Consider the following 23,590-nt stretch of genomic DNA (forward strand, 5'->3'; position numbering starts at 1 on the left):
GCGGGGTAACCCCGCATGGTATCATTGCCGCGCACGCGGCAGCGCAATCACCAGCGGCGCCTAGTCCTGGGGCATTTGCGCCATATCCATCCACATATGTTCCCACACATGGCCATCCAGATCGGCAATGGCGCGTGAATACATAAAGCCCATATCCTGGGCCGGCCGTATTTCGCTGCCCCCGGCCTTGAGACCGGCCTCGGCTATGGCATCCACCGCCGCGCGGCTATCGCGCGAGAGCGCATAGAGGGCCTGGGTCTGGGCCTTTGGATCGGGAATGGGCAGAGGCGAGAACTGCTTGAACTTGTCATGGGTGAGCAGCATGACAAAAATGGTGTCGCTGATGACGATGCAGGCCGCTGTCTCATCGGTAAATTGCGGATTGTGATCAAAGCCGATGGCCTTGTAATAGGCCATGGCAGCGTCCAGATCGGTGACCGGCAGGTTGACGAAGATCATTGCAGACATGGGCAATACTCCCTGATGGATTGATATGGCTAGGACATTGCCCGATCGGGGGCAACGCCCTTGCCACGACGGACCAGCCACGTCACTTTCGACATCAATTGAGTTGGAGATGACATGACCACTGCCCTGACCCTGTCCGGATCGATCCGCCAAGGCTCGCACAACCTGAAATTGCAGGCCCATCTGGGACGCCAGCTCGAGGCGGCGGGCGTGAGCGTGAACGCCATCAATCTGGGTGATTTCAATCTGCCCATCTTCAATGAGGATCTGGAAGCCGATGCCGTCCCGCAGGGTGCGGTGGCCCTGGCCGAGCTTTGGCGCAGCCACGACATCGTCTTCATTGCCACGCCAGAATATAATGGCGGACTGCCGCCACTGCTGGTCAATGCCATCACCTGGGTCAGCCGCCAGCGGCCGAGCCCGTTTCGCCATGCGGTGTTCGGCATTGGCGGGGTTAGCTCGGGCAAGTACGGCACGATCTGGTCGCTGAGCCATCTGCGCGAATCGCTGACCAAGGTGGGCGCGCTGGTGGTGCCAACCCTGCTGGGTATCGGGCCCGCCGAGGAAGCGTTTGACGCCCAGCAGAACTTTGTCGAACCCGCCATTGTGCGCAAGGTCGATCAGATGGTGCACGAACTGACCCATTTCAGCCGGGGCTAGCGCAGTGCGCGCGCTCTATGTCACCCATCCGCAAGTGCTGATCGACGCCAGCGTGCCGGTGCCGCAATGGGGGTTGAGCCCGCAGGGGCGCGCGCGCGCCCAGGCCTTTGCCGATCGCGATATCGTACCGACAGGGGCGGCGATTTTTGCCAGCGATGAGCGCAAGGCGATCGAACTGGCCACGCTGTTGTCGCCCGACCGCGATATCCGCATCGATCCGTCCCTGGGCGAGAATGATCGTAGCGCCACCGGCTTTCTGCCCAGCGCAGAATTCGAGGCCATGGCTGACCGGTTCTTTGGCGAACCGGCTACCAGTGCCCAGGGCTGGGAACGCGCCATCGACGCACAGATGCGCATCGTGGCGGCGGTGGCCCGGGCGCTGGCCGAAACCGGCGCGGACCGCCCGGTGGTGTTTTGCGGCCATGGCGGGGTGGGCACCTTGCTCAAGTGCCATGTGAGCGGCCGCGCCATTGCCCGCGCCGAGGATCAGAGCCGGCATGCGCATCCCGGCGGCGGCAATTGCTTCGCGTTCGATCTCGAACCGGCAAAGCTTGCGGCCGAATGGGTGGCGATGGAAGATTTCGCACCCGGCTGGTTCAGCCCTTCTGTTGCGGCAGCTCGATAGTGGCCGCCACCAGTTCATCGGACAGGGACTGAACTGCGATATTGGCCGCGCGCTCGGCATCATCAAGCGTGGTGCCATAGGGCACTTCGAGCCCCAGCCGCTTGGCCGGATCATCGGACCAGACGAAATTCACATAGGATCTGCGGTTCTGCAGATCGTGGTTGAGATGGGTGACGACGAGCGTGGACATTGACCATTGCCCTCCTTGGCATCGCCAAGACTAAGCACGCCGACCCGCCATCGGCAATCGCGCCCGGCAGCTTGCGGCGTGGGTGCAAATCCTCTAGGTGCTGAGCCAACATACACATCGGAGGGAAGAGCATGGCTGGCCAATTGATCGTTGGACTGGATGTGTCGTCACGCGCGCGCGCCGAGGAAATCGTGGCGCTGCTGGGTGACAGCGTCGACTTCTACAAGATTGGCTATCAGTGCTTTTACGGCGCCGATGGCTTCGCGCTGGGCAAGGCGCTGCTGGCGGCAGGCAAGAAGGTGTTCTTTGACCTCAAGCTGCTCGATATCGACAATACGGTCGAAAAGGGCGTGGCCGCGATTGCCGAGACCGGCGCCACCATGCTGACCGTGCACGCCTATCCCCAATGCATGCGCGCCGCGGTCAAGGGTGCGGCAGGCTCGGATCTGTCCATTCTGGGCGTTTCGGTGCTGACCTCGATGGACGATAGCGATCTCAAGGAAGCCGGTTTTGCCCGCGACACGGCAGGGCTGGTGGCGCTGCGGGCGCAGCAGGCGCGCGATGCCGGCATTGGCGGGCTGGTCGCCTCGGCGCATGAAGCGGCCATGGTACGCGACATTGTGGGCCCAAATCTCTCCATCGTCACCCCGGGCATCCGGCCGGCCGGCAGCGCGGCTGGTGATCAGAAACGGGTGATGAGCCCGGCGCAGGCGCTCAGCGCCGGGGCGACCCATCTGGTGGTGGCGCGGCCCATCATTGAAGCGGCCGATCCTGCCGCTGCGGCCAAAGCCATTCTGGCGGAAATGAATACCGGCACGCGGCTGGCATGATGCGCAAATTCTCTGCCTGCATCGACATGCTGTTCGTCCCCGAGACCGATGATTTTTGCCAGCGCATTGAACTGGCCAAGGCAGCGGGGTTCGAACAGGTCGAATTCTGGCTGTGGTCGAACAAGGATCTCGATGCGGTGGAGCGGACGCTGCAGCAGACCGGCATCACGCTGGCCGGCATTGTCGCCGAACCGTTTGCCGAGCTGACGCGCGACAGCGACCATGACCGCTTTCTTGCCGGCCTCGAAAACAGCCGCGATGTGGCGGTGCGGCTGGGTGCGCCGATCCTGATCTGCCAGTCGGGGCCGTTGCTTGAGGGCGTCGAGCGCGCCCGCCAGCATGCGGCGCTGACCCGGGCCATGGCCCGCTCGGCCGATGTGCTGACCGGGTCGGGCGTGCGGCTGGCGCTGGAGCCACTCAATGATCGCGTCGATCATCCCGGCTATTACCTGACCAGCACCGCCGAAGCGCTCGACATTGTCGACGCCGTCAACCGCCCCGAGATCGGCCTGACCTATGACATGTATCATTCCATGGTGATGGACGAGGACTCCGAGAGCGTGCTGGCCGGCCGATTGAACCGCATCTTTCACGTCCACATCGCCGACCATCCCGGCCGCAACCAACCCGGCAGCGGCCAGCTGCCGCTCCGGCAGAAGCTGAGCTGGCTGGACACACAGGGCTATGCGGGCGCGGTGGGTCTGGAGTTCAAGCCGACGGGATCAACGGCAGATGCGCTGGAGATGATGCGGGGAGTCTGGGGTAGGTCCGCCGTCAAAGATCGTGTTCTAGCGGGAAGGGCTTCGACTCCCAGAGATGTTAGACGCCCTATTTGCTCCATGCCGGTAGCGTTAACTACTTCTCAGCAGCGGCATGCCGGGGACGATACATCTTGTTGTTTCTTAAAGCCTAAGGCGAGGCTCCAGAATCTGATGTTTGGGAGAATGAGAATGGACTTTATGCGTTTTCTATCTGCGCTGGTTGCCGCTGCGGTTGTTTATTCCGCGGCGTTAAGCAGTGTGCCGACAGCACTGGCTGCAATCGCATTCTTCGTCATGCTGTCAGCCGGGTGGAGCGAAGCCCGGTTTGAGCGGATCATGAAGGCCATCAACTCCAAGTGGGGGCTCGACTAGCAGCAAATAACGCCTAGCTGGCGGCCAGGCCGTGCTGGCTGAGGAGGGTGGTCAGGTCGACCTGGGGGCGGGCGCCGATGTGGCTGATCACTTCATGGGCCGACAGACAGCCGGTCTTGAGGGCTTCTTCCATGGTCTGATTGCGGGCCAGGCCGAGCAGGAAGCCCGAGGCGAACAGATCGCCCGCGCCGGTGGCATCGACCACCTTGTCGATGGGGAAGGCAGGGACCGAGGTCACTTCGCCATTGTGGATGGCCATGGCGCCATCAGCCCCCATGGTAATGGCCGCGACTTCGGCATCCTTGGCAATTTCGCGCACGGCTTCGCCCAGATCATCGGTCTGATAGAGCGATTTGAGCTCGTGCACATTGGCAAAGACGTAGTCGATGGTCTTGGAGCGGATAAGGTCGAGGAATTCGGCACGGAAACGATCAACGCAGAACGGATCAGACAGGGTCAGGGCCGCGGCGCGCTCGTTCTTGTGGGCATAGTGGGCGGCCAGCACGAAGGCCTTCTTGGCCTCCTGGGGATCCCACAGGAAACCTTCCATGAAGGTAATGGCTGCGCCGCCGATCTCGTTTTCGTTGATATCGGCTTCGGTCAGCTGATGGCAGGCGCCCAGATAGGTGTTCATGGTGCGCTCGCCATCTTCGCTCAGAAAGATCATCGAGCGGGCGGTCAGCGCGCCATTCTTGAGGCGGCTGGTATTGTAGAACACGCCAATATCGTTCAGATCGGCCTCGAACACATCGCCGAGCGGATCATCGGCAACCTTGCCGACAAAGGCGGCGCGCCCCCCAGCGAGGCAATGCCAGCTGCGGTATTGGCAGCGCTGCCGCCGGAAATCTGCTGACGGCCCTGGGGCATCTTGGCGTAGAGATCTTCGGCCCGATCGGTATCGATCAGGTGCATGATCCCCTCTTTCATGCCCTCGCGTTCGATGAAGCCTGGTTCCACCGGTGCAATGATATCGACGATGGCATTGCCGATGGTGAGAACGTCGAAGCGCGTCTGGGTCATGAACGGATCCGGGTTGAGGGGGCCGGATGACCGTTTAGAGCAAGGTTTAGCCGGGCGCAACGTCCAGCGGCTCAGCGCTTCTCGATGATTTCGGTGATCAGGGCCTCGATATCCTCGCCCGCCTGGATGGCGATCTGTCCATCAAGCAGCAGGACGGCCAGACCATGCACCCGGGCCCAGGCGGCCAGCGCGGCGATCCGCCCGCCGGGATTATCGCCGCCGCTGACCTGGCGGAGCGTGTCAAAGGCGGCATTGGCGGCCATGCGCAGACCGGGGCGGTTATCGCGCTTGAGCTGGGGCGAAAACATCAGCCGGAACAGCGCGGTATTGTTCAGCGCGAACAGCACATAGGTCTTGCCCATGGCCGAGAGAATATCGGGTGGGCTGCTGGCCGCGACCTCGTTCATGGCGGTGGTGAAGCGCTGATAGCCGGTGACAGCCAGCGCTTCGAGCAGGGCGGCGCGGCTATCGAAATGGCGATAGGGCGCCGCAGGCGACACCCCCACCGCCCGCGCCAGATCGCGCAGACCCAGCCCCGCCTCGCCGTCACGTTCGAGAATGATCAGTGCTGCATCGAGCAGGGCGCGGCGCAGATCGCCGTGATGGTAAGGCGCATTGGCAGATGTTGACATTGTTTACATGGCCATTCATATATGTGAGCAGTGATAACATAAGGTGCTGGAGCCCCGCAAATGGATATCGATCTGGTTCTGGCCTTCGCTCATCATCTGGCAGTGTTCGTGGTGGTGGGGATTGTCGCTGCCGAATTCGCGCTATTGCGGCCAGGTCTGGAAGGCTTGCGACTGAGACAGCTGGCACGGATCGACCGAGCCTATGGCGGCGCGGCAATGTTGCTGATCGCCGTGGGCGTGGGGCGCGTGCTGTTTGGCCAGAGCGGGGCGGGCTATTATCTGGCCAACCACATTTTCTGGGGCAAGATGGGGCTGTTCGTGATTGTGGGCCTGCTCTCGATCCAGCCCACCGTTTCGCTGGTGCGCTGGAGCCGGGCGCTGCGGGATGATCCGGGCTTTGTCGTGCCCGATGCGCAGATCGCGCGCAGCCGCCGCTTCATCCATCTGCAGATAATCGGGCTGGCGCTGATCCCGCTGTTTGCTGCTGCCATGGCGCGGGGCTACGGCATCTAGCCCTAATGGGCCTTGGCCGGAACGCTGGGCATGGGCGTCTTGGGGGTAAAGCGACACCACTGGGCAATCGGGCAGCGCCAGCATTCAGGCTTGCGCGCCTTGCAGATATAGCGCCCGTGCAGGATCAGCCAGTGATGGGCATGCAGCATATATTGCGCGGGGATGACCTTGAGCAGGATCTGCTCGACCGCCAGGGGTGTGTTGGCCGGCGCCATGCCGGTGCGGTTGGAAACCCGGAACAAATGGGTGTCCACCGCGATGGCGGGCTGCTTGAAAAAGATATTGAGCACCACATTGGCGGTCTTGCGACCGACGCCAGGCAGGGCTTCGAGCGCTTCGCGGGTCTGCGGCACTTCGCCACCGTGCAGGTCAAGCAATTGCTGACTGAGCAGGAACACGTTCTTGGCCTTGGTGCGGAACAGGCCAATGGTGCGCACGTGCTGCTCGATCTGTTCCTGGCCCAGCGCCACCATGGCGGCGGGATCAGGGGCCAGTTGAAACAATGACTTGGTTGCCTTGTTGACCCCCACATCGGTGGCCTGTGCCGACAGCACCACCGCCACCAGCAGGGTAAAGGCATTGGAATAGTCCAGCTCCCCCTTGGGTTCGGGCTCAATTTGGTGGAAGCGCGCAAAGATGGCTTCGATGTCGGCCCTGGGCAGGCTCTTCACTTTTTTGCTGGCAGCCATTCTCTCGCCTCTGATTCTGGGCCTATAGTTAGGCCACAAGAGAACGCCATGCCAATGCAAGCCACAACCACAACGCCGCTGTTTGCGGCAGAACTGACGCCCAACCGCTCGCTGAGCGCGCGCGGCGCCTGGGTGTTGTTCGGCCTGACCGCCGCGCTGTTCGCCATGCCCGGCCTGTTGTTCATGTCGATGGGCGGCTTTCCTGTTACCGCATTGATGGGGCTGACCGGCGCGGCCATCATCGGTGCGCTCTATATAGCGCTGCGCCGCAGCAAGCGCAGCGAGCGCGTCACGGTATGGTCCGACCAGATCGAATGGCTCAGCGTGGACAGTGCTGGCCAAAGCGTGCTGCGCCGGTTTGATCCGGTGAGCATCCGGCTGGTGCTGACCCGCGACGAGCACGAAAAGACCAATGCGGTCTGCCTGCGCGATGGCAAGGATGTGTTCGAGCTGGGTGCATTCCTGAGCACCGAGGACAAATCGAGCTTTGCCAAGGCGCTGGGGACGGCGTTGCGCCGGGCACGCAACTAGGTTCGGGCAAAACCGGGTCGCTTCGGGAACCGATGGGTTCTACAGCCTTGATCACGACAGCAATCAGCAATGAGCGTGGCGATGAACCAGGCGGCACAGATCAGTCCGGCCAATGATTACGACACCATCAGGGCGGCCATTCGCTATCTCAGCGAGAACGGACCCGATGTGGCAGACCTGCCCGGTTTCGGTCGCGCGCTGGGGCTGAGCGAGCGGCAATTGACTGATCTTTTCCGGCGCTGGTGTGGTCTGTCGCCCAAGAGCTTTGCCCAGGCCGTGGCGCTGGATCATGCCAAGGGTCTGCTGCGCGCGCAGGAAAGCGTGCTCGACACCACCTATGAGGTGGGACTGAGTTCGACCTCGCGGCTGCATGATCTGTTTGTGACCTATGAGGCGATGCCGCCCGGCGTGTTCCGGGCCGGTGGCTCCGGACTGGACATGATCTGGGGCGCGGCACCCTCGCCCTTTGGCACGGCGGTGGTGACGGCGACCGATTACGGCATGAGCGGGCTGGGCTTTGCCGATGAAGAGACATCGATCGAGCAGGCCTTTGAGGATCTGGCCAATCGCTGGCCCAATGCCCGCTTCACCCGGGATGATGCCCGCGTTGCGCCCATGGTGGCGCAGGCTTTTGATCCCAACCACTGGGCGGCGGACCGGCCCGTGCGGGTGGTGCTGATCGGCACCGATTTTGAAGTCCAGGTGTGGGAGACACTGCTCAAGATCCCCGTGGGCAAGGCGACCACCTATTCGGCCGTGGCCAATCATATCGGCCGCCCCACCGCCTCGCGTGCCGTTGGCGCGGCGGTGGGCAAGAACCCGATCAGCTTTGTGGTGCCGTGCCACCGCGTGGTGGGCACATCGGGGGCACTGACCGGCTATCACTGGGGTGTGCCCCGCAAGCGCGCCATTCTGGGCTGGGAAGCCGGGGTGATCTCGGCGACACGCCAGGCCCGATAGCTAGAAAATCCTCTGGTTCAGGCGTCAACGGCCCGGCCATTCGAGCTTAGCTCTCAATCGCCTTCTCGCCTCAAATCGCGCCACTGGCGCGATTTGCCCTGCGGGATGGTTCGACGTTTCACGTGAATCGGTAGCTTTAAGCGGAACTTCGGCGGCGCTGGGGGCTTGGTCCTTTGACAAACCCTGGAGGCACCATGTCCGAACCCGTCCGCGCGGTTCTCATCGGCGTGGCGGCCACGGTTGGATTGGCCATGGTGTGGCTGCTGGCCGGACCGCTACTGACCATTTTTGCCGGCCTGCTGGTGGCGGCGCTGCTTGACGCCATCGTGCGCGGCATACGCCGGGTCGTGCCCCTGCCACAGGCACCGCTGGTGATCGTGGTCAGCCTCGCCATTGTCGGGCTGACAGCCACAGGGCTGTCTTTTGGCGGCATGGGGCTGTGGCGCTCGGTGGATGAGCTGGTGCAGATGCTCAGGCTGCAAGCGGGGGAAATCTACCAGCAACTGGCCTCATTCGGATCCGGCAGCGATCTGCTGCCCGATGATCCGGGCGCCATGCTGGCCGATTTCATGCCCAGTTCTGCCGGGGTGTTCTCCAGCGCCCAGTTCCTGTTCGGCAGCACGATGGGACTGGTGAGCAATGCCGTGGTGATCGTATTTCTGGGCATCTTCTTTGCCCTGGCGCCGGGGCGTTATCGCGACGGGCTGTTGCGCATGGTGCCTGCTTCGGCGCGCGAGGAAGCCCGCCGGGCCATGGATGGCACCGGCCATACGCTGCGCGGCTGGCTGGTCACGCAGATGGTGACCATGGTGGTGGTTGGCACGCTGATGGGGGGGCTGCTGCTGGCACTGGGCGTGCCCAATGCGATTTTGCTGGGCGTACTGGCCGGGCTGTTGAACTTCGTGCCGTTTCTGGGGCCGCTGTTTTCCGCTGTGCCGGTGCTGATGACACTGGCGACGCAAGACATGACCACGCTGATCATCGGCGTTGGGGGGCTTTTGCTAATCCAGAATCTGGAAGGCTATGTGCTCACGCCCATGCTGCAGGCGCGGATCATTTCGCTGCCGCCGGCGTGGTCGCTGTGCATGATGCTGGTAATGGGGGCCCTGTTCGGGCTGCCGGGTGTGGCGCTGGCCACACCGTTGTTTGCCGTCATTCGCTCGCTGACGCTGTCGCTCTATGTCGAACCGCAGCGGGCCGGTGCCGGCCCGCCGCTGGAGGATGATTGAGCTAGAGCTCGACGCGGCGCTCGAGCTTACCGTCGGTGCTGATCTCATAGACCGTTGGCTGACCGGTGCCGATTTCGCGGGCCAGAATCTGCTCGGGCGTCAGGTCTTCAATGTACTTGACCAGGGCGCGCAGCGAATTGCCGTGAGCGGCGACCAGCACGGTCTTGCCGGCCTTGAGCAGCGGCAGCAATTCGGTCTCGTAATAGGGCAGGGTGCGGTCGGCCGTGTCCTTCAGGCTCTCGCCGCCGGGCGGGGGAACGTCGTAGCTGCGGCGCCAGATATGGACCTGCTCCTCACCCCATTTGACGCGGGCGTCGTCCTTGTTCAGACCCGCCAGATCACCATAGTCACGCTCATTGAGCGCGATATTGCGGGTGATGGTGACATTGTCGATGCCCATTTCCTCAAGCATCAGGTCCAGCGTGTGCTGGGCGCGACGCAGGGCCGAGGTGTAGTAATAGTCCGGTACGATGCCCTTGGCCTTGAGCGCCTTGCCGGTCTCGCGGGCTTCTTCAACACCCTTTTCGGTCAGGTCCGGATTGCGCCAGCCGGTGAAGAGGTTTTTCAGGTTCCACTCGCTCTGCCCGTGGCGGACGAGGATCAGGGTTCCGGTCATCAAAATCATCCTTGTTCAGTCGTTGAGGCCGAGCACGTCGACCATGGAATAGAGCCCGGGCTGCTGATCGGCAGCCCAGAGGGCGGCGCGGGCAGCGCCATTGGCAAAGATCGAACGGTCCTCGGCGCGGTGGCCCAGCTCGATCCGCTCGCCGGGACCCGCCAGGATCACCGAATGATCGCCCACAACCGTACCGCCGCGCAGGGTGGCAAAACCGATCGAGCCGGTTTCGCGCGGGCCGGTATGGCCATCCCGGACGCGCACCGCATGGGCCTTGAGCGAAATATCGCGGCCCTTAGCGGCGGCTTCGCCGAGCATCAGGGCAGTACCCGATGGTGCGTCGACCTTGCGGTTGTGGTGCATTTCAAGAATGTCGATATCGTAGTCAGCCAGGGCGGCGGCAGCCTTTTCGACCAGATTGGTCAGCACCACCATGCCCATGGAAAAATTGCCGGACTTGACGATGCGCGCTCCATCCTTGGCCGATTGGGCAATCGCCGCGTCGTCAACTTCGCTACAACCAGTAGTGCCGATAATGTGCACCAGGCCGAGATCGGCCACGCGGGCGGCCAGCGCCACACTGGCCTGGGGCGCGGTAAAATCGATAACGATGTCAGCGTCCACCAGAGCGACATCAAGATCATCGGTAATGGTGACGCCCTGTGCGGCAATGCCCGCGAACAGCCCGGCATCCTGGCCAATGGCGTCGGCGCCGACACGATCGACGGCAGCATGCAGGCTCAGCCCGGCCTGCGCCGCGACAGCGCGAATATTGGCCGCACCCATGCGCCCACCGGCGCCAGCGACCACGACCTTGAGTTCTGCCATCTGTCGTCTCCCAATTCGGTCTGGGCTATAGCAGCGCTGTGATAAAAGGCCAACACTGTGCCCGGGCCTGCCGCATTACCGTCAACATGGTAAGGTTGAGGTTGGGACAAAACCAAGGACGCTGATTTGACTATCACCAACGCGCTGGCCGGTATCGCGGTGGACGACATCACCGAGGCGCTCGATTTCTATGAACGGCTGTTTGGGCGGGCGCCAGATGCGCGGCCGATCAGCGATGTCGCGGAGTGGAAACTGCCCGGTGGTGGCTGGGTGCAGATCCTGGCCGACAGCGACAAGGCGGGGGCGTCGACGCTGACGCTGATCGTTGATGATCTGGCCGAGGAGCTGGGCCGGCTAAGCCTGCAGGGGCTCAAGCCGGTCGCCAAATCGATGGGCGATTTCTTCAAGACCGCCAAGTTCCGCGACAGCGACGGCAATCAGATCATCTTCAGCCAGCCCCAGCACGGGACCTATTAGACCCGGCGCAGCTTGACGTCCTCGATGTGGTGGCTCTTGCCCTTTTTGAGGATGAGGTCGGCACGGCCGCGCGTGGGCAGTACATTGTCGAGCAGGTTGGGCAAGTTGATGGTGCGCCACACCATGCGGCCAAATTCGCCAGCTTCTTCTTCGCTCATTTCGGCAAAACGGCGGAAGAACGAGGTCGGGTCCTTGAAGGCGGTCTCGCGCAGACGGAAAAACCGCTCCATGAACCAGGCTTCAAGATCATCGACTTCGGCGTCGATATAGATCGAGAAATCGATGAAGTCCGAAGCGAACAGGATCGGCGCGCCGTTCTTGGGCAATTCGCCGGGCTGCAGGATGTTGAGCCCCTCAACGATCAGGATATCGGGCTGCTCGATGGTGACTTCGCTATCGGGCACCACGTCGTAGACCATGTGGGAATAGACGGGCACCTTGACGTTGGTCTTGCCCGATTTGATATCGGCCAGAAACTGCACGAAGCGGGCGCGATCATAGCTTTCGGGAAAACCCTTGCGCGCCATGATGCCGCGTTTTTCCAGCTCCGCATTGGGATGCAGGAAGCCGTCCGTGGTGACCAGATCCACCTTGGGGCTGGCCGGCCAGCGCTGCAGCAGCGCCTGTAGGATACGCGCGGTGGTCGACTTGCCCACCGCGACCGACCCGGCCACGCCGATGATGAAGGGGACCTTGTGGTCGCGGGTTTCGAGAAAACGGGTCGAGACCGAGTGCAGGTTCTGGATCGCCTCGACATAGAATGAGAGCAGACGCGTCAGCGGCAGATAGGTCTCTTCGGCCTCTTCAAGCGAGATCGGGTCGCTCAGTGTGCGCAGACGCGAAATGTCTTCGCGGGTCAGCGTCATGGGTTCGTCGGCGCGCAGGGCCCCCCATTGCGCCTTGGTGAAATGGTGATACGGCGCCAGGACCGGCTTGCGCTTGGCCATCAGCCCTGATCCTGACCGGGTTTATTTTGGCGGGCGGCCTTTTCGGCCAGGCCCGACTGGGCCGTGCGGGCATCAAGCTCGGCCATCACATCTGCCAACGGCACCCCGGCGGCGCGCAGTACAACGAGCAGGTGATAGAGCACGTCGGCGCTCTCCTTGACCAGTTCGGGCTTGTTGGCGGTGACCGCGGCGATCACCGCTTCGGTGGCTTCCTCACCCAGCTTCTGCGCGCATTTTTCAATGCCGCGGCTGAGCAGTTTGGCGGTGTAGCTGTCCTCGGGTGCGGCAGCGGCACGCAGGGCGAGGCGGGCGTCGAGATCGTCCAGGGTCATGGCAGGCAAGGCTCCTCATCGACGATGTCATCCCGGTTTTGAGCCGGGGCAGCACCGCTATTGGGACTGGCTTAAAGCAAACTTTGGTGGCCGCGTCATCTCCGACCTGTGGCTTAGGCCGGGCGGTCCATGCGCACGGCAACGCCATGATCGGCCAGATATTGCTTGGCCTGGGGAATGGTGAAGGTGCCGAAATGGAAGATCGAGGCGGCCAGCACGGCGCTGGCATGGCCATCAACCACACCATCGACCAGATCCTGCAGCGATCCCACGCCCCCCGATGCGATCACCGGCACGGCCACAGTGTCGGCAATGGTGCGGGTCAGCTCGAGATCAAAGCCGGACTTGGTGCCGTCGCGATCCATTGAGGTCACCAGCAATTCGCCCGCGCCCCGCTCGACCATGCGGGCGGCAAATTCGACGGCGTCGACGCCGGTCGGCTTGCGGCCACCATGGGTGAAGATTTCCCAGGCCGAAACATTGTCGCCGCCCACGGCCTGGGTCAGGCGCTGCTTGGCATCGACCGAAACCACGATGCACTGATTGCCAAACTTGTCGGCCGCGCGGGCGATGAAATCGGGATCGTTCACGGCGGCGGAATTGATCGCCACCTTGTCGGCCCCGGCCAGCAGCAGCTTGCGGATATCGTCAATGCTACGCACCCCACCGCCCACGGTGAGCGGCATGAAGCAGTGTTCGGCGGTACGGGCGACAACGTCCAGAATGGTGTCGCGCCCCTCATGGGTGGCGGTGATGTCGAGAAAGGTCAGCTCGTCAGCACCCGCGGCGTCATAAGCCATGGCCGCCTCGACCGGGTCACCGGCATCGCGCAGATCGACAAAGTTGACGCCCTTGACGACACGGCCGTCCATGACATCGAGGCAGGGAATAAGGCGAGTCTTGAGGGTCACCGGCCGCGTCCTTTTGATTTGCGCGTCCTCGCGCCTGCGGCGCTGCGGGCGACGCGGGCACATCCATGACATGGAGGCAGGGGATATGGCGGGTCTTCAGGGTCACGGACGCTGTTCCTTACGCTCTTGCCGCTTGCGCTTGAGCACGGCGAACACCGTGAACCCCAGCGAGAACAGCCACATCAAAAAGGCGAAGACGGCGATCAGCAGCGACCAGCTCGGTAGCCAGCTCATCAGGGCCGCATAACCCAATGCCAAGATGGGCACGATCGGCGCCAGATACCAGAGGAAGTTGACGTTCCTGATCAGCACGGGGCGGGGGGCATTCATCAGCCAGCCGCCTTGAGCAGCGCCAGTGCTTCACGTGAATCAATGCGGCCATCATAGAGCGCGCGCCCCGAAATGGCGCCCTCGAGCACGGCGCAATCGGGCTGGGTCAGGCGCTCGATATCGCTCATCGAGGCGAGGCCGCCCGAGGCGATCACCGGGATCGAGGTGGCGCGGGCCAGCTCGATGGTGGAATCCCAGTTGATGCCGGCCAGCACGCCGTCGCGATCAATATCGGTATAGATGATGGCAGCCACGCCCGCGCCTTCGAAGCGCTTGGCCAGTTCGATGATGGACAGCTCGGAGGTCTCGGCCCAGCCTTCAACGGCGACCATGCCCTTGCGCGCATCGATACCCACGGCGACCTGACCGGGCCATTTGCTGGCGGCGGCCCTGACCAGTTCGGGATCGCGCACCGCCACGGTGCCCAAAATGACGCGGGCCAGACCCTTGTCGAGCCAGCTTTCGATATGGGCCAGGGTGCGGATACCACCGCCCAACTGGACCGGGAATTTCACAGCCTTGAGGATCGCCTCGACCGCCGCGCCATTGACGCTCTGCCCGGCAAAGGCACCATTGAGATCGACGACGTGGAGATACTCGAACCCCTGATCCTCAAAGCTCTTGGCCTGGGCGGCGGGATCATCGTTGAACACGGTGGCCTGCTCCATGTCGCCCAGCTTGAGGCGCACGCACTGACCGTCTTTCAGATCGATGGCAGGAAACAGGATCACGGCGTCCACCTCAGAAAATTTTCAATCAATTGCAGACCCAGCGTCTGGCTCTTTTCGGGATGGAACTGGGTGCCAAACATGTTGTCGCGGCCGACACAGGCGGTCAGCGGCCCACCATAATCGGTGGTCGCCAGCAGCGTGTCGGGGCTCTGCGTCACCAGGTGATAGGAGTGCACGAAATAGGCGTGCAACCCGTCCGGGCCATCGGGGATATTGTCAAACAGCGGATGCGGGTGGGTGATGGAAATGGTGTTCCAGCCCATATGCGGCACCTTGAGCGCTGGGTCAGACGGTGTGATCGCCTGCACCGCACCGGGAATCCAGCCCAGTCCCGCGGTCACGGTTTTCTCGCGGCCCTCGGATGCCATCAGCTGCATGCCGACGCAGACGCCCAGAAAGGGCGTGCCGCCCTTGATGACGCGTTCTTCGAGAACCTCTTCCATGCCGGGCACCGCATCGAGCCCCGCCTTGCAATCGGCAAAGGCGCCGACCCCGGGCAGCATGATGCGATCGGCCTGACGGACGCGCTCGGGATCAGCGGTCACCTCAATGGTGATGCCGCCCAACCCCTCGGCCATGCGTTCGAATGCCTTGGCGGCGGAATGCAGATTGCCGGCGCCGTAATCGATAATGGTGACAAGGCTCACGACAGGGCCTCCAATTGAGCAAGATCAGCACTGGCAGCGATACGGTCGCCGCGATGGCGCCAGCCGCGCCAGCTCAGGCCATGGCGGCGAAAGCCGGGGGCGGCGAAACCGAGCCAGATGGCGAGCAGGCCATAAAGCAGCAGCGCGGCGTCATCACCGATGAATCCGGCCAGGATGACCAGTGCGACAATTTTGAGACCGTAGGCCAGGCATTCCAGCCACAGGCCATGGCGCAGGAAAAATACCGGCGGCAGCACAGCGGCCAGCCAGGAGAATTTTTCCGGGACCGCGACAGGCAGGGCAGGCTTGCCCGGCTGGGGATCAAAAATGGCGTAAAGGGTCACACGTGGCTCCAGTCCCGCGACTGTCATCCCGGACGCTGGCCGGGGTGACACCGTGAATGAGGGTGGATTAGTGCAAAAGGGCCGAAAACAAAAGCCTAGAGCGTGCCCTTGGTGGAGGGGATGCGATCAGCGGTGCGCGGATCGATCTCCACGGCCACGCGCAGCGCCCGTGCCACCGCCTTGAACATCGACTCCGCCAGATGGTGGTTGTTGTCGGTGTAGAAGTTTTCGATGTGCAGCGTGATGCCGGCATTCATGGCAAAGGCCTGAAAGAATTCACGGAACAGCTCGGTGTCCATCTCGCCTACCTTGTCGCGGCTGAATTCGGCGCGGAACACCAGAAACGGGCGGCCCGACACATCAAGCGCGGCGCGGGTCAGCGTGCCGTCCATGGGCAGATCGGCGGAGGCGTAGCGCCGAATGCCCTTCTTGTCGCCCAGCGCCTGAGCGATAGCCTGGCCCAGCGCGATGCCGACATCTTCCACCGTGTGGTGAAAATCGATGTGCAGATCGCCCGAGCAGGCCACGTCCATATCGATCAGGGAATGGCGGCTGAGCTGATCAAGCATGTGATCGAAAAAGCCGACGCCGGTCGCCATGGTGTGCGCACCGGTGCCATCGAGATTGATCGTGACCTTGATTTCGGTCTCGTTGGTCTTGCGGGCAATGGTCGCGGTACGCATGGGCTGTTCTCATCAAAGTTCGGCGCTGTCCTAGCAGATAAGGGCAAACGCATAAAGATTGCGTTGCCGTGGGGATCTGGGTGCAGCTGGCTCGCCCCCTCTCCCTGGCAGACAGAATGCAGGCGACGGCCAGACTGCGCGAACCGAAAAAAATATCCATCTAATCCCCACCCTCAAAACTCCGTGCCATCATAGCCCCGTTCCCGCCAGTCACCGGCCCCAACGCAGGGTCGGGCGGGGAGACCGGGGGATGGGGGCGCCCGTCCAGTGGGGCAAGCGGCAGTCGCGTCTGAAACACCGGCGCAGGCTGAACCGCCCCCCGCACAAAACCGGCTCGTGACGGGCGGCCCTTGGCTCCCCATTGTCTGTTTCAGTTGAGTCAACGGCCGCCCGTTACCGTGCACCGCGACGCCAACGAGGCGCGGCGGGGTTTTGGCGCGTCGGTTGCATTCCGGGCTGAGGCTCCTAAATATCACTCAACAGTTCTGGAGTATTTTTTCCATCATGAGTGACTCTGCATTCCCCGGCTGGCACGGGACAACGATCGTGTCGGTACGCAAGGGCAACAAGGTTGTGGTGGCTGGCGATGGCCAGGTGTCCATGGGCCAGACCGTCATGAAGCATGGCGCCAAGAAGGTGCGGCGGCTGGCGGGCGGCAAGGTGATCGGCGGCTTTGCCGGATCGACCGCTGATGCCTTCACCCTGTTTGAAAGACTTGAAGCCCGGCTTGAGCAATATCCCGACCAATTGATGCGTGCCGCGGTCGAGCTGGCCAAGGACTGGCGTACCGATCGCTATCTGCGCAAGCTGGAGGCGATGATGATCGTGGCCGACAAGAAGGACACGCTGGTGCTGACCGGCACGGGCGATGTGCTGACCCCCGATCATGGCGTTACCGCGATTGGCTCGGGCGGCAATTATGCGCTGAGTGCTGCGCTGGCGCTGCATCAGGGCACCGAGATGGACGCCGAAGAAGTGGCGCGACGCGCCATGTCGATCGCCGAGCAGATCTGCGTTTACACCAATGGCAGCGTGACGCTGGAAACCATCGAGCTGGACGCGTGAGCTACGCCATCCGGCGCCTGACACCGGCCGATGTCGAGGCTTACCGCGCCATACGGCTCGAAGCCCTGACCAATCATCCCGAAGCCTTTGGCAGTGCGGCCGAGGATTTCGTGCTGCACGCCATCACCGATCTCGAAGCGGTGCTGGAAAAGCTGGTGTTCTTTGGCGGGCTGACCCCGGATGGCGAACTGGTCGGGATCATGGCCTTTGACGTCAGCCAGGGGCGGCAGGCGCACCGGGCCTGGGTGATCCAGGTCTATGTGCGGCCGCACATGCGCGGCACGGGCTGCGCCGCGGCGCTGCTGGATGCGGTGATCGATTACGCCAGAGGCGAGGTCAAACAGCTCCACCTCAGCGTCGCCGCACACAACGCCCCGGCCCTTCGCCTCTACGAAAAGGCAGGCTTTGAAATCTACGGCACCGATCCGCGCTTCATGGCGGTGAATGGCCGCTATATCGACGAACATTTGATGGTGCGCTTGCTCGATAAGGCACCAGGAAAGACAGACCAATGAGTGAGACCAATTTTTCGCCTCGTGAGATCGTCAGTGAGCTGGACCGCAATATCGTTGGCCAGAATGACGCCAAGCGCGCTGTCGCGGTGGCGCTGCGCAATCGCTGGCGCCGGCAGCAGCTGCCACCCGAACTGCGCCGCGAGGTCAGCCCCAAGAATATCCTGATGATCGGGCCGACCGGCGTCGGCAAGACCGAGATTTCGCGTCGTCTGGCCCGTCTGGCCCAGGCCCCGTTCATCAAGGTGGAAGCCACCAAGTTCACCGAGGTGGGCTATGTCGGCCGCGATGTCGAACAGATCATCCGCGATCTGGTGGAAGCCGGGATTGCCGTGTTGCGCGACAAGCGCCGGGCCGATGTACAGGCCCAGGCGCACCAGAATGCCGAAGACCGCGTGCTTGAAGCGCTGGTGGGCAATTCGGCGACGCCCGCAACCCGCGATTCGTTCCGCAAGAAGCTGCGCAATAACGAACTCGATGACAGCGAAATCGAGATCGAAATGACGCCACCGGCCAGCAGCGGGGGCTTTGATATCCCCGGCATGCCCAATGGCGGCATCGGCATGATCAATCTGAGCGACATGTTCAAATCGGCCATGGGCGGGCGCGGCGTCAAACGCAAGATCAAGGTCAAGGATGCCTATGAGCCGCTGATCGCCGAAGAGGCGGACAAGCTGCTTGATCAGGACCAGCTGAAAAGCGAAGCCATCGAGCTGGTGGAGAACCACGGCATCGTGTTCATCGACGAAATCGACAAGGTGGCCCACCGCGAAGGCGGGGCACAGGGCGGTCCGTCGCGTGAAGGCGTGCAGCGCGATCTGCTGCCGCTGATCGAGGGCACCACCGTCTCGACCAAATATGGCCCGGTCAATACCGACCACATCCTGTTCATCGCCTCGGGCGCTTTCCATGTGTCCAAGCCCAGCGATCTGCTGCCCGAATTGCAGGGCCGCCTGCCGATCCGGGTGGAGCTCAAGGCGCTGACGCGCGGCGATTTCATCCGCATCCTCAACGATACCGAGGCCAGCCTGATCAAGCAGTATATCGCGCTGATGGGCACTGAAGGGGTGACGCTGGAATTCAGCCAGGATGCCATTGAGGCAATTGCCGACGCGGCGGTGCTGGTCAACGACACGGTCGAGAATATCGGCGCCCGGCGTCTGATGACCGTGATGGAACGACTGGTGGAAGACATCAGCTTTGACGCCCCCGACAAGCATGGTCAGACCATCAGCATCGACGCGGCCTTCGTGGCTGAAAAGGTCGGCGCGCTGGCTGGCGATACCGATCTGAGCAAGTTCGTATTGTAGCCGACGAACCCGTCACAAATGCGATGTCACCCCGGCGCAGGCCGGGATGACATCGTGGGTCAAGCGAGGAACGAGAAAACTCAGCGCTTGCGGGAGGCCCGGCGGGCGAGTTCGTCGCGCAGGGCGTGCAGATCCTCGGCATCAAGCCGGGCAATATCGGCAGCAAGCCGATTGGTCAGCTCGGTGGCTTCAGGCAGCATGCCGCCGGTATCGATGGTAATCTTGGGGTCGCTGATTTCAGCCAGCCGCTGCAGCTCTTCGGCCTCATCCCAGATGACATTGAAAAAGGCGATGATACGGTGCAGCAAAAAGCCGGTGGGCTTGCCGCGATGGCCATGCTCGAGCGCCGAAAGATAGGCGCTTGAGACATTGAGCGCGGCGGCCATTTCCTTGAGGGAAATGCCGCGCTCCTCGCGCAATTGGCGGATACGGGCACCCAATGGGGTCATCGGCGACGCAGGCGCACATACCACGCCCCCTCCCCACCATGGCCGCGCGCGGCGGCCGACCAACCCGACACCAGCGGCGCCAGAGACGGCTCGTTAAGCCAGATGGGCAGCATGGTGCGCAAAATGCCCCGACCGGTCATGGCGGCGATATAATCATCATCGGATTTCAGGCCCTTGCCGGTAATCACCAGAATGGTACGGGCGCCCTGAGCCACCTTGGCCTGGACAAATCTGTGCAGCGCAGAGCGGGCCTCGGCCTGGGTCATGTCATGCAGATCGATCTTGCCGTCTATCTCGATGCGGCCACGACCCAGCTTTTTGCGGATCGAGGGATCAACCGCCTTGTCGGGCGGCGCACTATTGGCCTGAGGGGCCTGATAGGGGGGCAGGAACGGCTTGCGCGGCGCCTGGCGCTTGGGCGCGGCCTTGCCATTGGCCGGAACCTGCCGTGGTGGTTCCTCAACGGGCAGGGGCAGGGGGCCGGTGCCCAGCTTGAGCAGCCCCTTGCGCCGCAGCGGATCGACCGTCGCGGCGACGGCCGTCCAGAGATGAAAGTCATGCGGCAGGCGCCGGGGATCACGCTTAGACATGAGTTATGAACCCGCCGCGCCGCTTTCGGTTCAGTCGAGCTGGCTGGTGGAAACGACTTTCCAGTTGGGGTCGCGCGATTTGGGATTGCGCGCAAAGGTCCATTCATCGGCGATGGTCTGGACCTGATCAGCATTGCCATCAACCAGATTGCCGTCCTTGTCGCGGGTCGCCGAGACCACTTCGGCGTGGAAGCGCACGGTCAGCGTGACGGTCTTCTTGTCGAACTCAGCGTCGGAATATTCGACCTTGGGCAGACCCACAAAGGTGAAATCAACAGTCTGGCCAGCGGCCTCGCGCTCGGTGATGGCGCTCTGGAAGCCTTCATAGACGTCCTTTTCGAGCAGGTTCTTCAGCATTGCCCGATCGCCGGTGGCGTAGCCGGTCACGATCATCTCATAGGCCTGCTTGGCACCATCGAGGAAGGATTTGGGCGTGAAGGTCGGATCGGCGTCAGCAACTTCCTTGAAGCCGGCGGCCAGTTCGGCATCGCCATGGGAGAACTGTTCGATCTCGGCCTCGACCTTGCGGGCGCGGCGTTCCTCATCAAGCTCGGGGGCAGCCGTGCCCTTGGGGCGCAGCGGCACCACGGTGTCTTCATTGGCCGGGGTGTCGCTGGGCTTGCGGCGCTCAAGCGGTGGGCGCTCGGTGCCGGTGCGGGTGCCCAATACGGAGCGCAGCCGGAACAGCACGAAAACCGCGATAGCGATCACGATGAGAGTGGGCAGATCGAAGAATTCGTCCATTGAGCAATGCACCTTACCGTCGACTACGTCGGAAAATGACGCGGGAGCGCTCGCTGAGCGCCAGATTTGAACTATATATAGGCAAAGCCTCACCCCAAAACCAGTTCACGATGGGGTAAACGCCGTTTTGCCGCGCTTTGCGCGAGAAGGAAACCCGACCTTGGCCCGATTTTTGCTCTTAGCCTGCTTGTGTTGCCCATTATCGAGATCGCGATCTTCATCAAGGTGGGGCAAACCATCGGCCTGTTTCCCACGCTGGCGCTGATTATAGGCGCAGCGCTGCTTGGTGGGGTGGTGCTGCGCCTGCAGGGGCTGCAGGTGCTCGGCCAACTGCGCAACAATGTCAGCACCGGCAAATTGCCCGGCCGCACCATTGCCGACGCCATGATGATCGGGCTGGCCGCGCTGCTATTGATTCTGCCGGGCTTTCTGAGTGACTTCGTGGCGCTGGGCCTGCTGCTGCCGCCGGTGCGCGGCTGGATCTATGCAGGACTGGCCAGTCGGTTCACCGTGGTCAGCGCCACCAGCAGCTATCGCCGCTCTGATCAACCCGATGAACCCCACGTTGGCGGCCCCGGCGTGATTGATCTGGACGACGACGATTACCGCCCACAGTAACCCTTAGGGGTGGCTCGCGCTTGTGGCGTCACCCCAAAGATGGTAGCCAGCTGCAACGTTTTTTCGACAAAGGAACCGTCTATGACTGACGAGACCCAGGGCGACGCAACAGCCCAGGCCAACACGCCCTCGATGAACATGGTGGGCCAGTATATCCGTGATCTGTCCTTCGAAAATCCCGGCGCACCCGGTTCGATCATGGCGGGCGGCGGCAACCCGGCCTTCAACGTCTCGATTTCGGTCGCGGTCAAGAAGCAGACCGACGAAGTCTATGCCGTTGAGCTGACGCTCAATGCCAAGGCCAATCGCGAAGAGACAGTGCTGTTCAATGTCGAACTGATCTATGGCGGCGTGTTCCGTCTGCAGAATGTGCCCGAGGCAACTCTGAGCCAGCTGCTGATGATCGAATGCCCACGCCTGATCTTCCCGTTTGCCCGCCAGGTGCTGGCCAGCGTGACCCAGCAAGGTGGCTTCCCGCCACTGATGATGGAGCCCGTCGATTTTGCTGCCATCTACCGGCAGAACCTGGCCAAGCTGGCTGCCCAGCAGGGCGCTGCACCGCTGGCCACGCCAGATGGCGCCGACAAGCCCAACTGATCGGTCCCTGATCGCTGAATATGAATTTGAAGAGCCCCGGATCACTCCGGGGTTTTTTGTTGGCTGGTATCAGGAGGCCGAAGCGACGTTCTGGCGGTATTTCTGCCAGATGGCGTCGTCACCGAGCTTGCCGATGAAGGCGGCATGGGCCTCAGCTTCTGCCTGGGTGAGCCGGCTTGGCAGCGGCGTTGGCCGCGCAGTGGCGGTGACGCGGGTGGCGATGGCATCAGCGCCCGACACATTGCTTTCGGCGATCAGGGCGAGGCTGACCTGCTTGCCGCCCAGCAGCTCGAGATAGACCTCAGCCAGGATTTCGCTATCGAGCAGGGCCCCATGCAGCGTGCGGCGCGAATTGTCGATGCCGTAGTGCTTGCACATCGCATCAAGGCTGACACGGGCACCCGGGTGCTTCTGGCGCGCCAGCATGACTGTGTCGATGACCGGGTTGGCTAATGGCTTGTGGCCTGCACGTTCCAGTTCGGCATTGAGGAAGCCCATATCGAAGGGCGCGTTATGGATGACCAGTGTGGCGTCGCCGATAAACGCCTGAAAATCGCTGACCACGTCCCCAAACAAGGGCTTGTCGGCAAGGAATTCCTCGCTCAGCCCGTGCACGCGGAACGCCTCTTCGGGCATGGAGCGCTGCGGGTTGATATAGACGTGGTAGTGATTGCCCGAGGGAATGTGGTTGATCAGCTCAACGCAGCCGATTTCAACCAGACGGTCGCCCGAAGCGGGGGACAGGCCGGTGGTTTCGGTATCGAGGACGATCTCGCGGTTCATTTAGCTGGCATCCCTGGCGCGAATTGCAGCCACCAGAGCGGCGACCATCTCGCGGGTCTCTTCGATCGGCATGGCGGTATCAAACAGATAGCTCGCCCGTGCCTTCTTTTCGGCCTGTGGCATCTGGCGGGCAAGGATGGTGTCGAGCTTTTCCCCGCTCATTGCTGGACGCGCCAGGGCACGTTGTCGCTGGATGGCGGGATCGACCCAGGTCACCGCAACTGCGTCAAAACCATAGTCGAAGCCGCTTTCAAACAGCAGGGGGACCTCAACAACTGCCAGCTTGTGACCCTGCGCCTGAGCGTCTTCGAAAAACCGGGTAATGCGCTCGCGCACCAGAGGGTGCACGATGGCTTCAAGGCGCGCAAAGCCAGATGGATCGGCCGTCAGCGCGCGCGACAGGGCTGCCTTGTCGATGGCGCCATCGCGCGCCGTGCCGGGAAACAGCGTCTCTATAGGGGCCACTGCCTGGCCTCTATAGAGCTCGGCCACGGCCTGATCGGCAGAAAATACCGGAACACCGAGATCACCAAAGGCCTGCAACACAGTGGATTTGCCGGTAGCGATCGAGCCGGTCACTCCAATGCGCCACATGC

At 62.5% G+C, this 23,590-nt stretch carries 32 protein-coding genes and 2 pseudogenes; 14 read left to right on the top strand and 20 right to left on the bottom strand.

Annotation, left to right across the window (positions count from 1 at the left end):
- Positions 1 to 60: 60 nt before the first annotated feature.
- Positions 61 to 468: a VOC family protein gene (locus AC0L37_RS18570; protein WP_212660018.1), complete on the bottom strand. Its 408-nt coding sequence runs from the start codon at positions 466 to 468 to the stop codon at positions 61 to 63.
- Positions 469 to 582: 114 nt separating this feature from the next.
- Here AC0L37_RS18570 and AC0L37_RS18575 point away from each other — a divergent pair, with 114 nt between their 5' ends.
- Together AC0L37_RS18575 and AC0L37_RS18580 are read left to right on the top strand one after the other, a co-directional pair.
- Positions 583 to 1,128: an NADPH-dependent FMN reductase gene (locus AC0L37_RS18575; RefSeq protein ID WP_282222381.1), complete on the top strand. Its 546-nt coding sequence runs from the start codon at positions 583 to 585 to the stop codon at positions 1,126 to 1,128.
- Between the two features lie 4 nt (positions 1,129 to 1,132).
- The gene (locus AC0L37_RS18580) at positions 1,133 to 1,753 is read left to right on the top strand and encodes a histidine phosphatase family protein (protein WP_269371341.1); all 621 of its coding nucleotides are present in this window, start codon (positions 1,133 to 1,135) and stop codon (positions 1,751 to 1,753) included.
- Here the strand turns inward: AC0L37_RS18580 and AC0L37_RS18585 are convergent.
- The gene (locus AC0L37_RS18585) at positions 1,725 to 1,943 is read right to left on the bottom strand and encodes a hypothetical protein (RefSeq protein WP_282222380.1); all 219 of its coding nucleotides are present in this window, start codon (positions 1,941 to 1,943) and stop codon (positions 1,725 to 1,727) included. The genes AC0L37_RS18580 and AC0L37_RS18585 overlap by 29 nt on opposite strands.
- Positions 1,944 to 2,074: 131 nt before the next feature.
- On the opposite strand from AC0L37_RS18585, the gene pyrF reads away from it, so the two are divergent.
- Positions 2,075 to 2,773, top strand: coding sequence for an orotidine-5'-phosphate decarboxylase (pyrF, locus tag AC0L37_RS18590; protein ID WP_269371339.1), 699 nt, complete (start codon positions 2,075 to 2,077; stop codon positions 2,771 to 2,773).
- A pseudogene (locus AC0L37_RS18595) lies at positions 2,773 to 3,516 on the top strand (TIM barrel protein); the annotation flags it as partial. The gene pyrF and the pseudogene AC0L37_RS18595, both read left to right, overlap by 1 nt.
- A 403-nt stretch (positions 3,517 to 3,919) precedes the next feature.
- Here the strand turns inward: AC0L37_RS18595 and AC0L37_RS18600 are convergent.
- A pseudogene (locus tag AC0L37_RS18600) lies at positions 3,920 to 4,926 on the bottom strand (adenosine kinase).
- Between the two features lie 71 nt (positions 4,927 to 4,997).
- Complete coding sequence (locus tag AC0L37_RS18605) at positions 4,998 to 5,558, bottom strand: TetR/AcrR family transcriptional regulator (RefSeq protein WP_282222379.1); 561 nt, start codon at positions 5,556 to 5,558, stop codon at positions 4,998 to 5,000.
- Positions 5,559 to 5,618: 60 nt separating this feature from the next.
- Between AC0L37_RS18605 and AC0L37_RS18610 the strand changes: the two genes are divergently transcribed.
- A complete protein-coding gene (locus AC0L37_RS18610; RefSeq protein ID WP_282222378.1) occupies positions 5,619 to 6,071 on the top strand; it encodes a DUF2214 family protein in 453 nt (150 codons plus the stop codon).
- Positions 6,072 to 6,073: 2 nt separating this feature from the next.
- Here AC0L37_RS18610 and nth read toward each other — a convergent pair whose 3' ends face one another.
- Positions 6,074 to 6,760 carry an endonuclease III gene (nth, locus tag AC0L37_RS18615; protein ID WP_282222377.1) on the bottom strand — a complete coding sequence of 229 codons (687 nt, stop codon included), beginning with the start codon at positions 6,758 to 6,760 and terminating at the stop codon, positions 6,074 to 6,076.
- Between the two features lie 48 nt (positions 6,761 to 6,808).
- Between nth and AC0L37_RS18620 the strand changes: the two genes are divergently transcribed.
- The 3 genes from AC0L37_RS18620 to AC0L37_RS18630 all read left to right on the top strand — a co-directional run bounded on the left by AC0L37_RS18620 (position 6,809) and on the right by AC0L37_RS18630 (position 9,480).
- Complete coding sequence (locus AC0L37_RS18620) at positions 6,809 to 7,291, top strand: DUF2244 domain-containing protein (protein ID WP_282222376.1); 483 nt, start codon at positions 6,809 to 6,811, stop codon at positions 7,289 to 7,291.
- A 69-nt stretch (positions 7,292 to 7,360) separates the two neighbouring features.
- Positions 7,361 to 8,251, top strand: a complete 891-nt coding sequence (locus AC0L37_RS18625) for a methylated-DNA--[protein]-cysteine S-methyltransferase (protein WP_282222375.1) — start codon at positions 7,361 to 7,363, stop codon at positions 8,249 to 8,251.
- A 194-nt stretch (positions 8,252 to 8,445) separates the two neighbouring features.
- Positions 8,446 to 9,480: an AI-2E family transporter gene (locus AC0L37_RS18630; RefSeq protein WP_269371327.1), complete on the top strand. Its 1,035-nt coding sequence runs from the start codon at positions 8,446 to 8,448 to the stop codon at positions 9,478 to 9,480.
- A gap of 1 nt (position 9,481) precedes the next feature.
- Here the strand turns inward: AC0L37_RS18630 and AC0L37_RS18635 are convergent, their stop codons facing one another.
- The gene (locus AC0L37_RS18635) at positions 9,482 to 10,096 is read right to left on the bottom strand and encodes a 2,3-bisphosphoglycerate-dependent phosphoglycerate mutase (RefSeq protein WP_212660006.1); all 615 of its coding nucleotides are present in this window, start codon (positions 10,094 to 10,096) and stop codon (positions 9,482 to 9,484) included.
- Positions 10,097 to 10,111: 15 nt separating this feature from the next.
- Positions 10,112 to 10,924, bottom strand: a complete 813-nt coding sequence (gene dapB / locus AC0L37_RS18640; protein WP_282222372.1) for a 4-hydroxy-tetrahydrodipicolinate reductase — start codon at positions 10,922 to 10,924, stop codon at positions 10,112 to 10,114.
- A 126-nt stretch (positions 10,925 to 11,050) separates the two neighbouring features.
- On the opposite strand from dapB, the gene AC0L37_RS18645 reads away from it, so the two are divergent.
- Positions 11,051 to 11,401, top strand: coding sequence for a VOC family protein (locus tag AC0L37_RS18645; protein ID WP_212660004.1), 351 nt, complete (start codon positions 11,051 to 11,053; stop codon positions 11,399 to 11,401).
- Here AC0L37_RS18645 and coaA read toward each other — a convergent pair.
- From coaA to hisB, 8 genes are all read right to left on the bottom strand, one after another.
- Entirely contained in the window at positions 11,398 to 12,348 is a 951-nt protein-coding gene (coaA, locus tag AC0L37_RS18650; RefSeq protein WP_212660003.1) for a type I pantothenate kinase, read from the bottom strand. The genes AC0L37_RS18645 and coaA overlap by 4 nt on opposite strands.
- Entirely contained in the window at positions 12,348 to 12,680 is a 333-nt protein-coding gene (locus tag AC0L37_RS18655) for a phosphoribosyl-ATP diphosphatase (RefSeq protein ID WP_473313718.1), read from the bottom strand. The genes coaA and AC0L37_RS18655 overlap by 1 nt, the downstream gene beginning before the upstream one ends.
- Positions 12,681 to 12,793: 113 nt before the next feature.
- Positions 12,794 to 13,591, bottom strand: coding sequence for an imidazole glycerol phosphate synthase subunit HisF (hisF, locus tag AC0L37_RS18660; protein WP_212660001.1), 798 nt, complete (start codon positions 13,589 to 13,591; stop codon positions 12,794 to 12,796).
- Between the two features lie 102 nt (positions 13,592 to 13,693).
- Entirely contained in the window at positions 13,694 to 13,921 is a 228-nt protein-coding gene (locus AC0L37_RS18665; protein WP_282222370.1) for a hypothetical protein, read from the bottom strand.
- Entirely contained in the window at positions 13,921 to 14,652 is a 732-nt protein-coding gene (gene hisA, locus AC0L37_RS18670) for a 1-(5-phosphoribosyl)-5-[(5-phosphoribosylamino)methylideneamino]imidazole-4-carboxamide isomerase (protein ID WP_282222369.1), read from the bottom strand. Before hisA ends, AC0L37_RS18665 begins: the two co-directional genes overlap by 1 nt.
- Positions 14,649 to 15,299, bottom strand: coding sequence for an imidazole glycerol phosphate synthase subunit HisH (gene hisH / locus AC0L37_RS18675; RefSeq protein ID WP_282222368.1), 651 nt, complete (start codon positions 15,297 to 15,299; stop codon positions 14,649 to 14,651). Before hisH ends, hisA begins: the two co-directional genes overlap by 4 nt.
- On the bottom strand, positions 15,296 to 15,643 hold the full coding sequence (locus AC0L37_RS18680) for a DUF2628 domain-containing protein (RefSeq protein ID WP_212659997.1): 348 nt from the start codon (positions 15,641 to 15,643) through the stop codon (positions 15,296 to 15,298). Before AC0L37_RS18680 ends, hisH begins: the two co-directional genes overlap by 4 nt.
- Before the next feature lie 95 nt (positions 15,644 to 15,738).
- Positions 15,739 to 16,326 carry an imidazoleglycerol-phosphate dehydratase HisB gene (gene hisB, locus AC0L37_RS18685; protein ID WP_212659996.1) on the bottom strand — a complete coding sequence of 196 codons (588 nt, stop codon included), beginning with the start codon at positions 16,324 to 16,326 and terminating at the stop codon, positions 15,739 to 15,741.
- A 504-nt stretch (positions 16,327 to 16,830) separates the two neighbouring features.
- On the opposite strand from hisB, the gene hslV reads away from it, so the two are divergent.
- From hslV to hslU, 3 genes are read left to right on the top strand one after another with little or no spacing between them, the layout of a single operon-like run.
- Positions 16,831 to 17,391: an ATP-dependent protease subunit HslV gene (gene hslV / locus AC0L37_RS18690; RefSeq protein WP_212659995.1), complete on the top strand. Its 561-nt coding sequence runs from the start codon at positions 16,831 to 16,833 to the stop codon at positions 17,389 to 17,391.
- On the top strand, positions 17,388 to 17,906 hold the full coding sequence (locus tag AC0L37_RS18695; RefSeq protein ID WP_212659994.1) for a GNAT family N-acetyltransferase: 519 nt from the start codon (positions 17,388 to 17,390) through the stop codon (positions 17,904 to 17,906). Before hslV ends, AC0L37_RS18695 begins: the two co-directional genes overlap by 4 nt.
- Positions 17,903 to 19,213 carry an ATP-dependent protease ATPase subunit HslU gene (hslU, locus tag AC0L37_RS18700; RefSeq protein WP_212659993.1) on the top strand — a complete coding sequence of 437 codons (1,311 nt, stop codon included), beginning with the start codon at positions 17,903 to 17,905 and terminating at the stop codon, positions 19,211 to 19,213. Before AC0L37_RS18695 ends, hslU begins: the two co-directional genes overlap by 4 nt.
- Positions 19,214 to 19,293: 80 nt before the next feature.
- Here the strand turns inward: hslU and AC0L37_RS18705 are convergent, their stop codons facing one another.
- From AC0L37_RS18705 to AC0L37_RS18715, 3 genes are read right to left on the bottom strand one after another with little or no spacing between them, the layout of a single operon-like run.
- Entirely contained in the window at positions 19,294 to 19,662 is a 369-nt protein-coding gene (locus tag AC0L37_RS18705) for a helix-turn-helix domain-containing protein (RefSeq protein WP_212659992.1), read from the bottom strand.
- Positions 19,659 to 20,252, bottom strand: coding sequence for a Smr/MutS family protein (locus AC0L37_RS18710; protein WP_269371310.1), 594 nt, complete (start codon positions 20,250 to 20,252; stop codon positions 19,659 to 19,661). Before AC0L37_RS18710 ends, AC0L37_RS18705 begins: the two co-directional genes overlap by 4 nt.
- 30 nt (positions 20,253 to 20,282) lie before the next feature.
- Entirely contained in the window at positions 20,283 to 20,996 is a 714-nt protein-coding gene (locus AC0L37_RS18715; protein ID WP_282222367.1) for a Tim44/TimA family putative adaptor protein, read from the bottom strand.
- 192 nt (positions 20,997 to 21,188) lie between these two features.
- Here AC0L37_RS18715 and AC0L37_RS18720 point away from each other — a divergent pair, with 192 nt between their 5' ends.
- The gene (locus AC0L37_RS18720) at positions 21,189 to 21,614 is read left to right on the top strand and encodes an FxsA family protein (RefSeq protein ID WP_282222366.1); all 426 of its coding nucleotides are present in this window, start codon (positions 21,189 to 21,191) and stop codon (positions 21,612 to 21,614) included.
- Positions 21,615 to 21,695: 81 nt separating this feature from the next.
- Positions 21,696 to 22,211 (top strand): protein-export chaperone SecB, encoded by a 516-nt coding sequence (gene secB / locus AC0L37_RS18725; protein WP_212659988.1) that lies wholly within the window; start codon positions 21,696 to 21,698, stop codon positions 22,209 to 22,211.
- A 69-nt stretch (positions 22,212 to 22,280) separates the two neighbouring features.
- Here the strand turns inward: secB and dnaQ are convergent, their stop codons facing one another.
- Together dnaQ and coaE are read right to left on the bottom strand one after the other, a co-directional pair.
- A complete protein-coding gene (dnaQ, locus tag AC0L37_RS18730) occupies positions 22,281 to 22,994 on the bottom strand; it encodes a DNA polymerase III subunit epsilon (RefSeq protein WP_269371305.1) in 714 nt (237 codons plus the stop codon).
- Positions 22,995 to 23,588 carry a dephospho-CoA kinase gene (gene coaE, locus AC0L37_RS18735; RefSeq protein WP_282222365.1) on the bottom strand — a complete coding sequence of 198 codons (594 nt, stop codon included), beginning with the start codon at positions 23,586 to 23,588 and terminating at the stop codon, positions 22,995 to 22,997.
- Between the last annotated feature and the right edge of the window lie 2 nt (positions 23,589 to 23,590).

This window comes from Devosia sp. J2-20, from assembly GCF_055808475.1.

Excerpts from the sequence above, each read along its gene's own strand:
- AC0L37_RS18575 (WP_282222381.1), top strand. The coding sequence starts at position 583 with ATGACCACTGCCCTGACCCTGTCCGGATCGATCCGCCAAGGCTCGCAC.
- AC0L37_RS18625 (WP_282222375.1), top strand. The coding sequence starts at position 7,361 with ATGAGCGTGGCGATGAACCAGGCGGCACAGATCAGTCCGGCCAATGAT.
- AC0L37_RS18585 (WP_282222380.1), bottom strand. The coding sequence starts at position 1,943 with ATGTCCACGCTCGTCGTCACCCATCTCAACCACGATCTGCAGAACCGC.
- hslV (WP_212659995.1), top strand. The coding sequence starts at position 16,831 with ATGAGTGACTCTGCATTCCCCGGCTGGCACGGGACAACGATCGTGTCG.
- AC0L37_RS18665 (WP_282222370.1), bottom strand. The coding sequence starts at position 13,921 with ATGAATGCCCCCCGCCCCGTGCTGATCAGGAACGTCAACTTCCTCTGG.
- coaA (WP_212660003.1), bottom strand. The coding sequence starts at position 12,348 with ATGGCCAAGCGCAAGCCGGTCCTGGCGCCGTATCACCATTTCACCAAG.
- dapB (WP_282222372.1), bottom strand. The coding sequence starts at position 10,924 with ATGGCAGAACTCAAGGTCGTGGTCGCTGGCGCCGGTGGGCGCATGGGT.
- hslU (WP_212659993.1), top strand. The coding sequence starts at position 17,903 with ATGAGTGAGACCAATTTTTCGCCTCGTGAGATCGTCAGTGAGCTGGAC.
- secB (WP_212659988.1), top strand. The coding sequence starts at position 21,696 with ATGACTGACGAGACCCAGGGCGACGCAACAGCCCAGGCCAACACGCCC.
- coaE (WP_282222365.1), bottom strand. The coding sequence starts at position 23,588 with ATGTGGCGCATTGGAGTGACCGGCTCGATCGCTACCGGCAAATCCACT.
- AC0L37_RS18705 (WP_212659992.1), bottom strand. The coding sequence starts at position 19,662 with ATGACCCCATTGGGTGCCCGTATCCGCCAATTGCGCGAGGAGCGCGGC.
- AC0L37_RS18715 (WP_282222367.1), bottom strand. The coding sequence starts at position 20,996 with ATGGACGAATTCTTCGATCTGCCCACTCTCATCGTGATCGCTATCGCG.
- hisB (WP_212659996.1), bottom strand. The coding sequence starts at position 16,326 with ATGCGTACCGCGACCATTGCCCGCAAGACCAACGAGACCGAAATCAAG.
- dnaQ (WP_269371305.1), bottom strand. The coding sequence starts at position 22,994 with ATGAACCGCGAGATCGTCCTCGATACCGAAACCACCGGCCTGTCCCCC.
- AC0L37_RS18570 (WP_212660018.1), bottom strand. The coding sequence starts at position 468 with ATGTCTGCAATGATCTTCGTCAACCTGCCGGTCACCGATCTGGACGCT.
- AC0L37_RS18710 (WP_269371310.1), bottom strand. The coding sequence starts at position 20,252 with ATGTCTAAGCGTGATCCCCGGCGCCTGCCGCATGACTTTCATCTCTGG.
- AC0L37_RS18610 (WP_282222378.1), top strand. The coding sequence starts at position 5,619 with ATGGATATCGATCTGGTTCTGGCCTTCGCTCATCATCTGGCAGTGTTC.
- AC0L37_RS18630 (WP_269371327.1), top strand. The coding sequence starts at position 8,446 with ATGTCCGAACCCGTCCGCGCGGTTCTCATCGGCGTGGCGGCCACGGTT.
- AC0L37_RS18605 (WP_282222379.1), bottom strand. The coding sequence starts at position 5,558 with ATGTCAACATCTGCCAATGCGCCTTACCATCACGGCGATCTGCGCCGC.
- nth (WP_282222377.1), bottom strand. The coding sequence starts at position 6,760 with ATGGCTGCCAGCAAAAAAGTGAAGAGCCTGCCCAGGGCCGACATCGAA.
- AC0L37_RS18655 (WP_473313718.1), bottom strand. The coding sequence starts at position 12,680 with ATGACCCTGGACGATCTCGACGCCCGCCTCGCCCTGCGTGCCGCTGCC.
- pyrF (WP_269371339.1), top strand. The coding sequence starts at position 2,075 with ATGGCTGGCCAATTGATCGTTGGACTGGATGTGTCGTCACGCGCGCGC.
- AC0L37_RS18620 (WP_282222376.1), top strand. The coding sequence starts at position 6,809 with ATGCCAATGCAAGCCACAACCACAACGCCGCTGTTTGCGGCAGAACTG.
- AC0L37_RS18635 (WP_212660006.1), bottom strand. The coding sequence starts at position 10,096 with ATGACCGGAACCCTGATCCTCGTCCGCCACGGGCAGAGCGAGTGGAAC.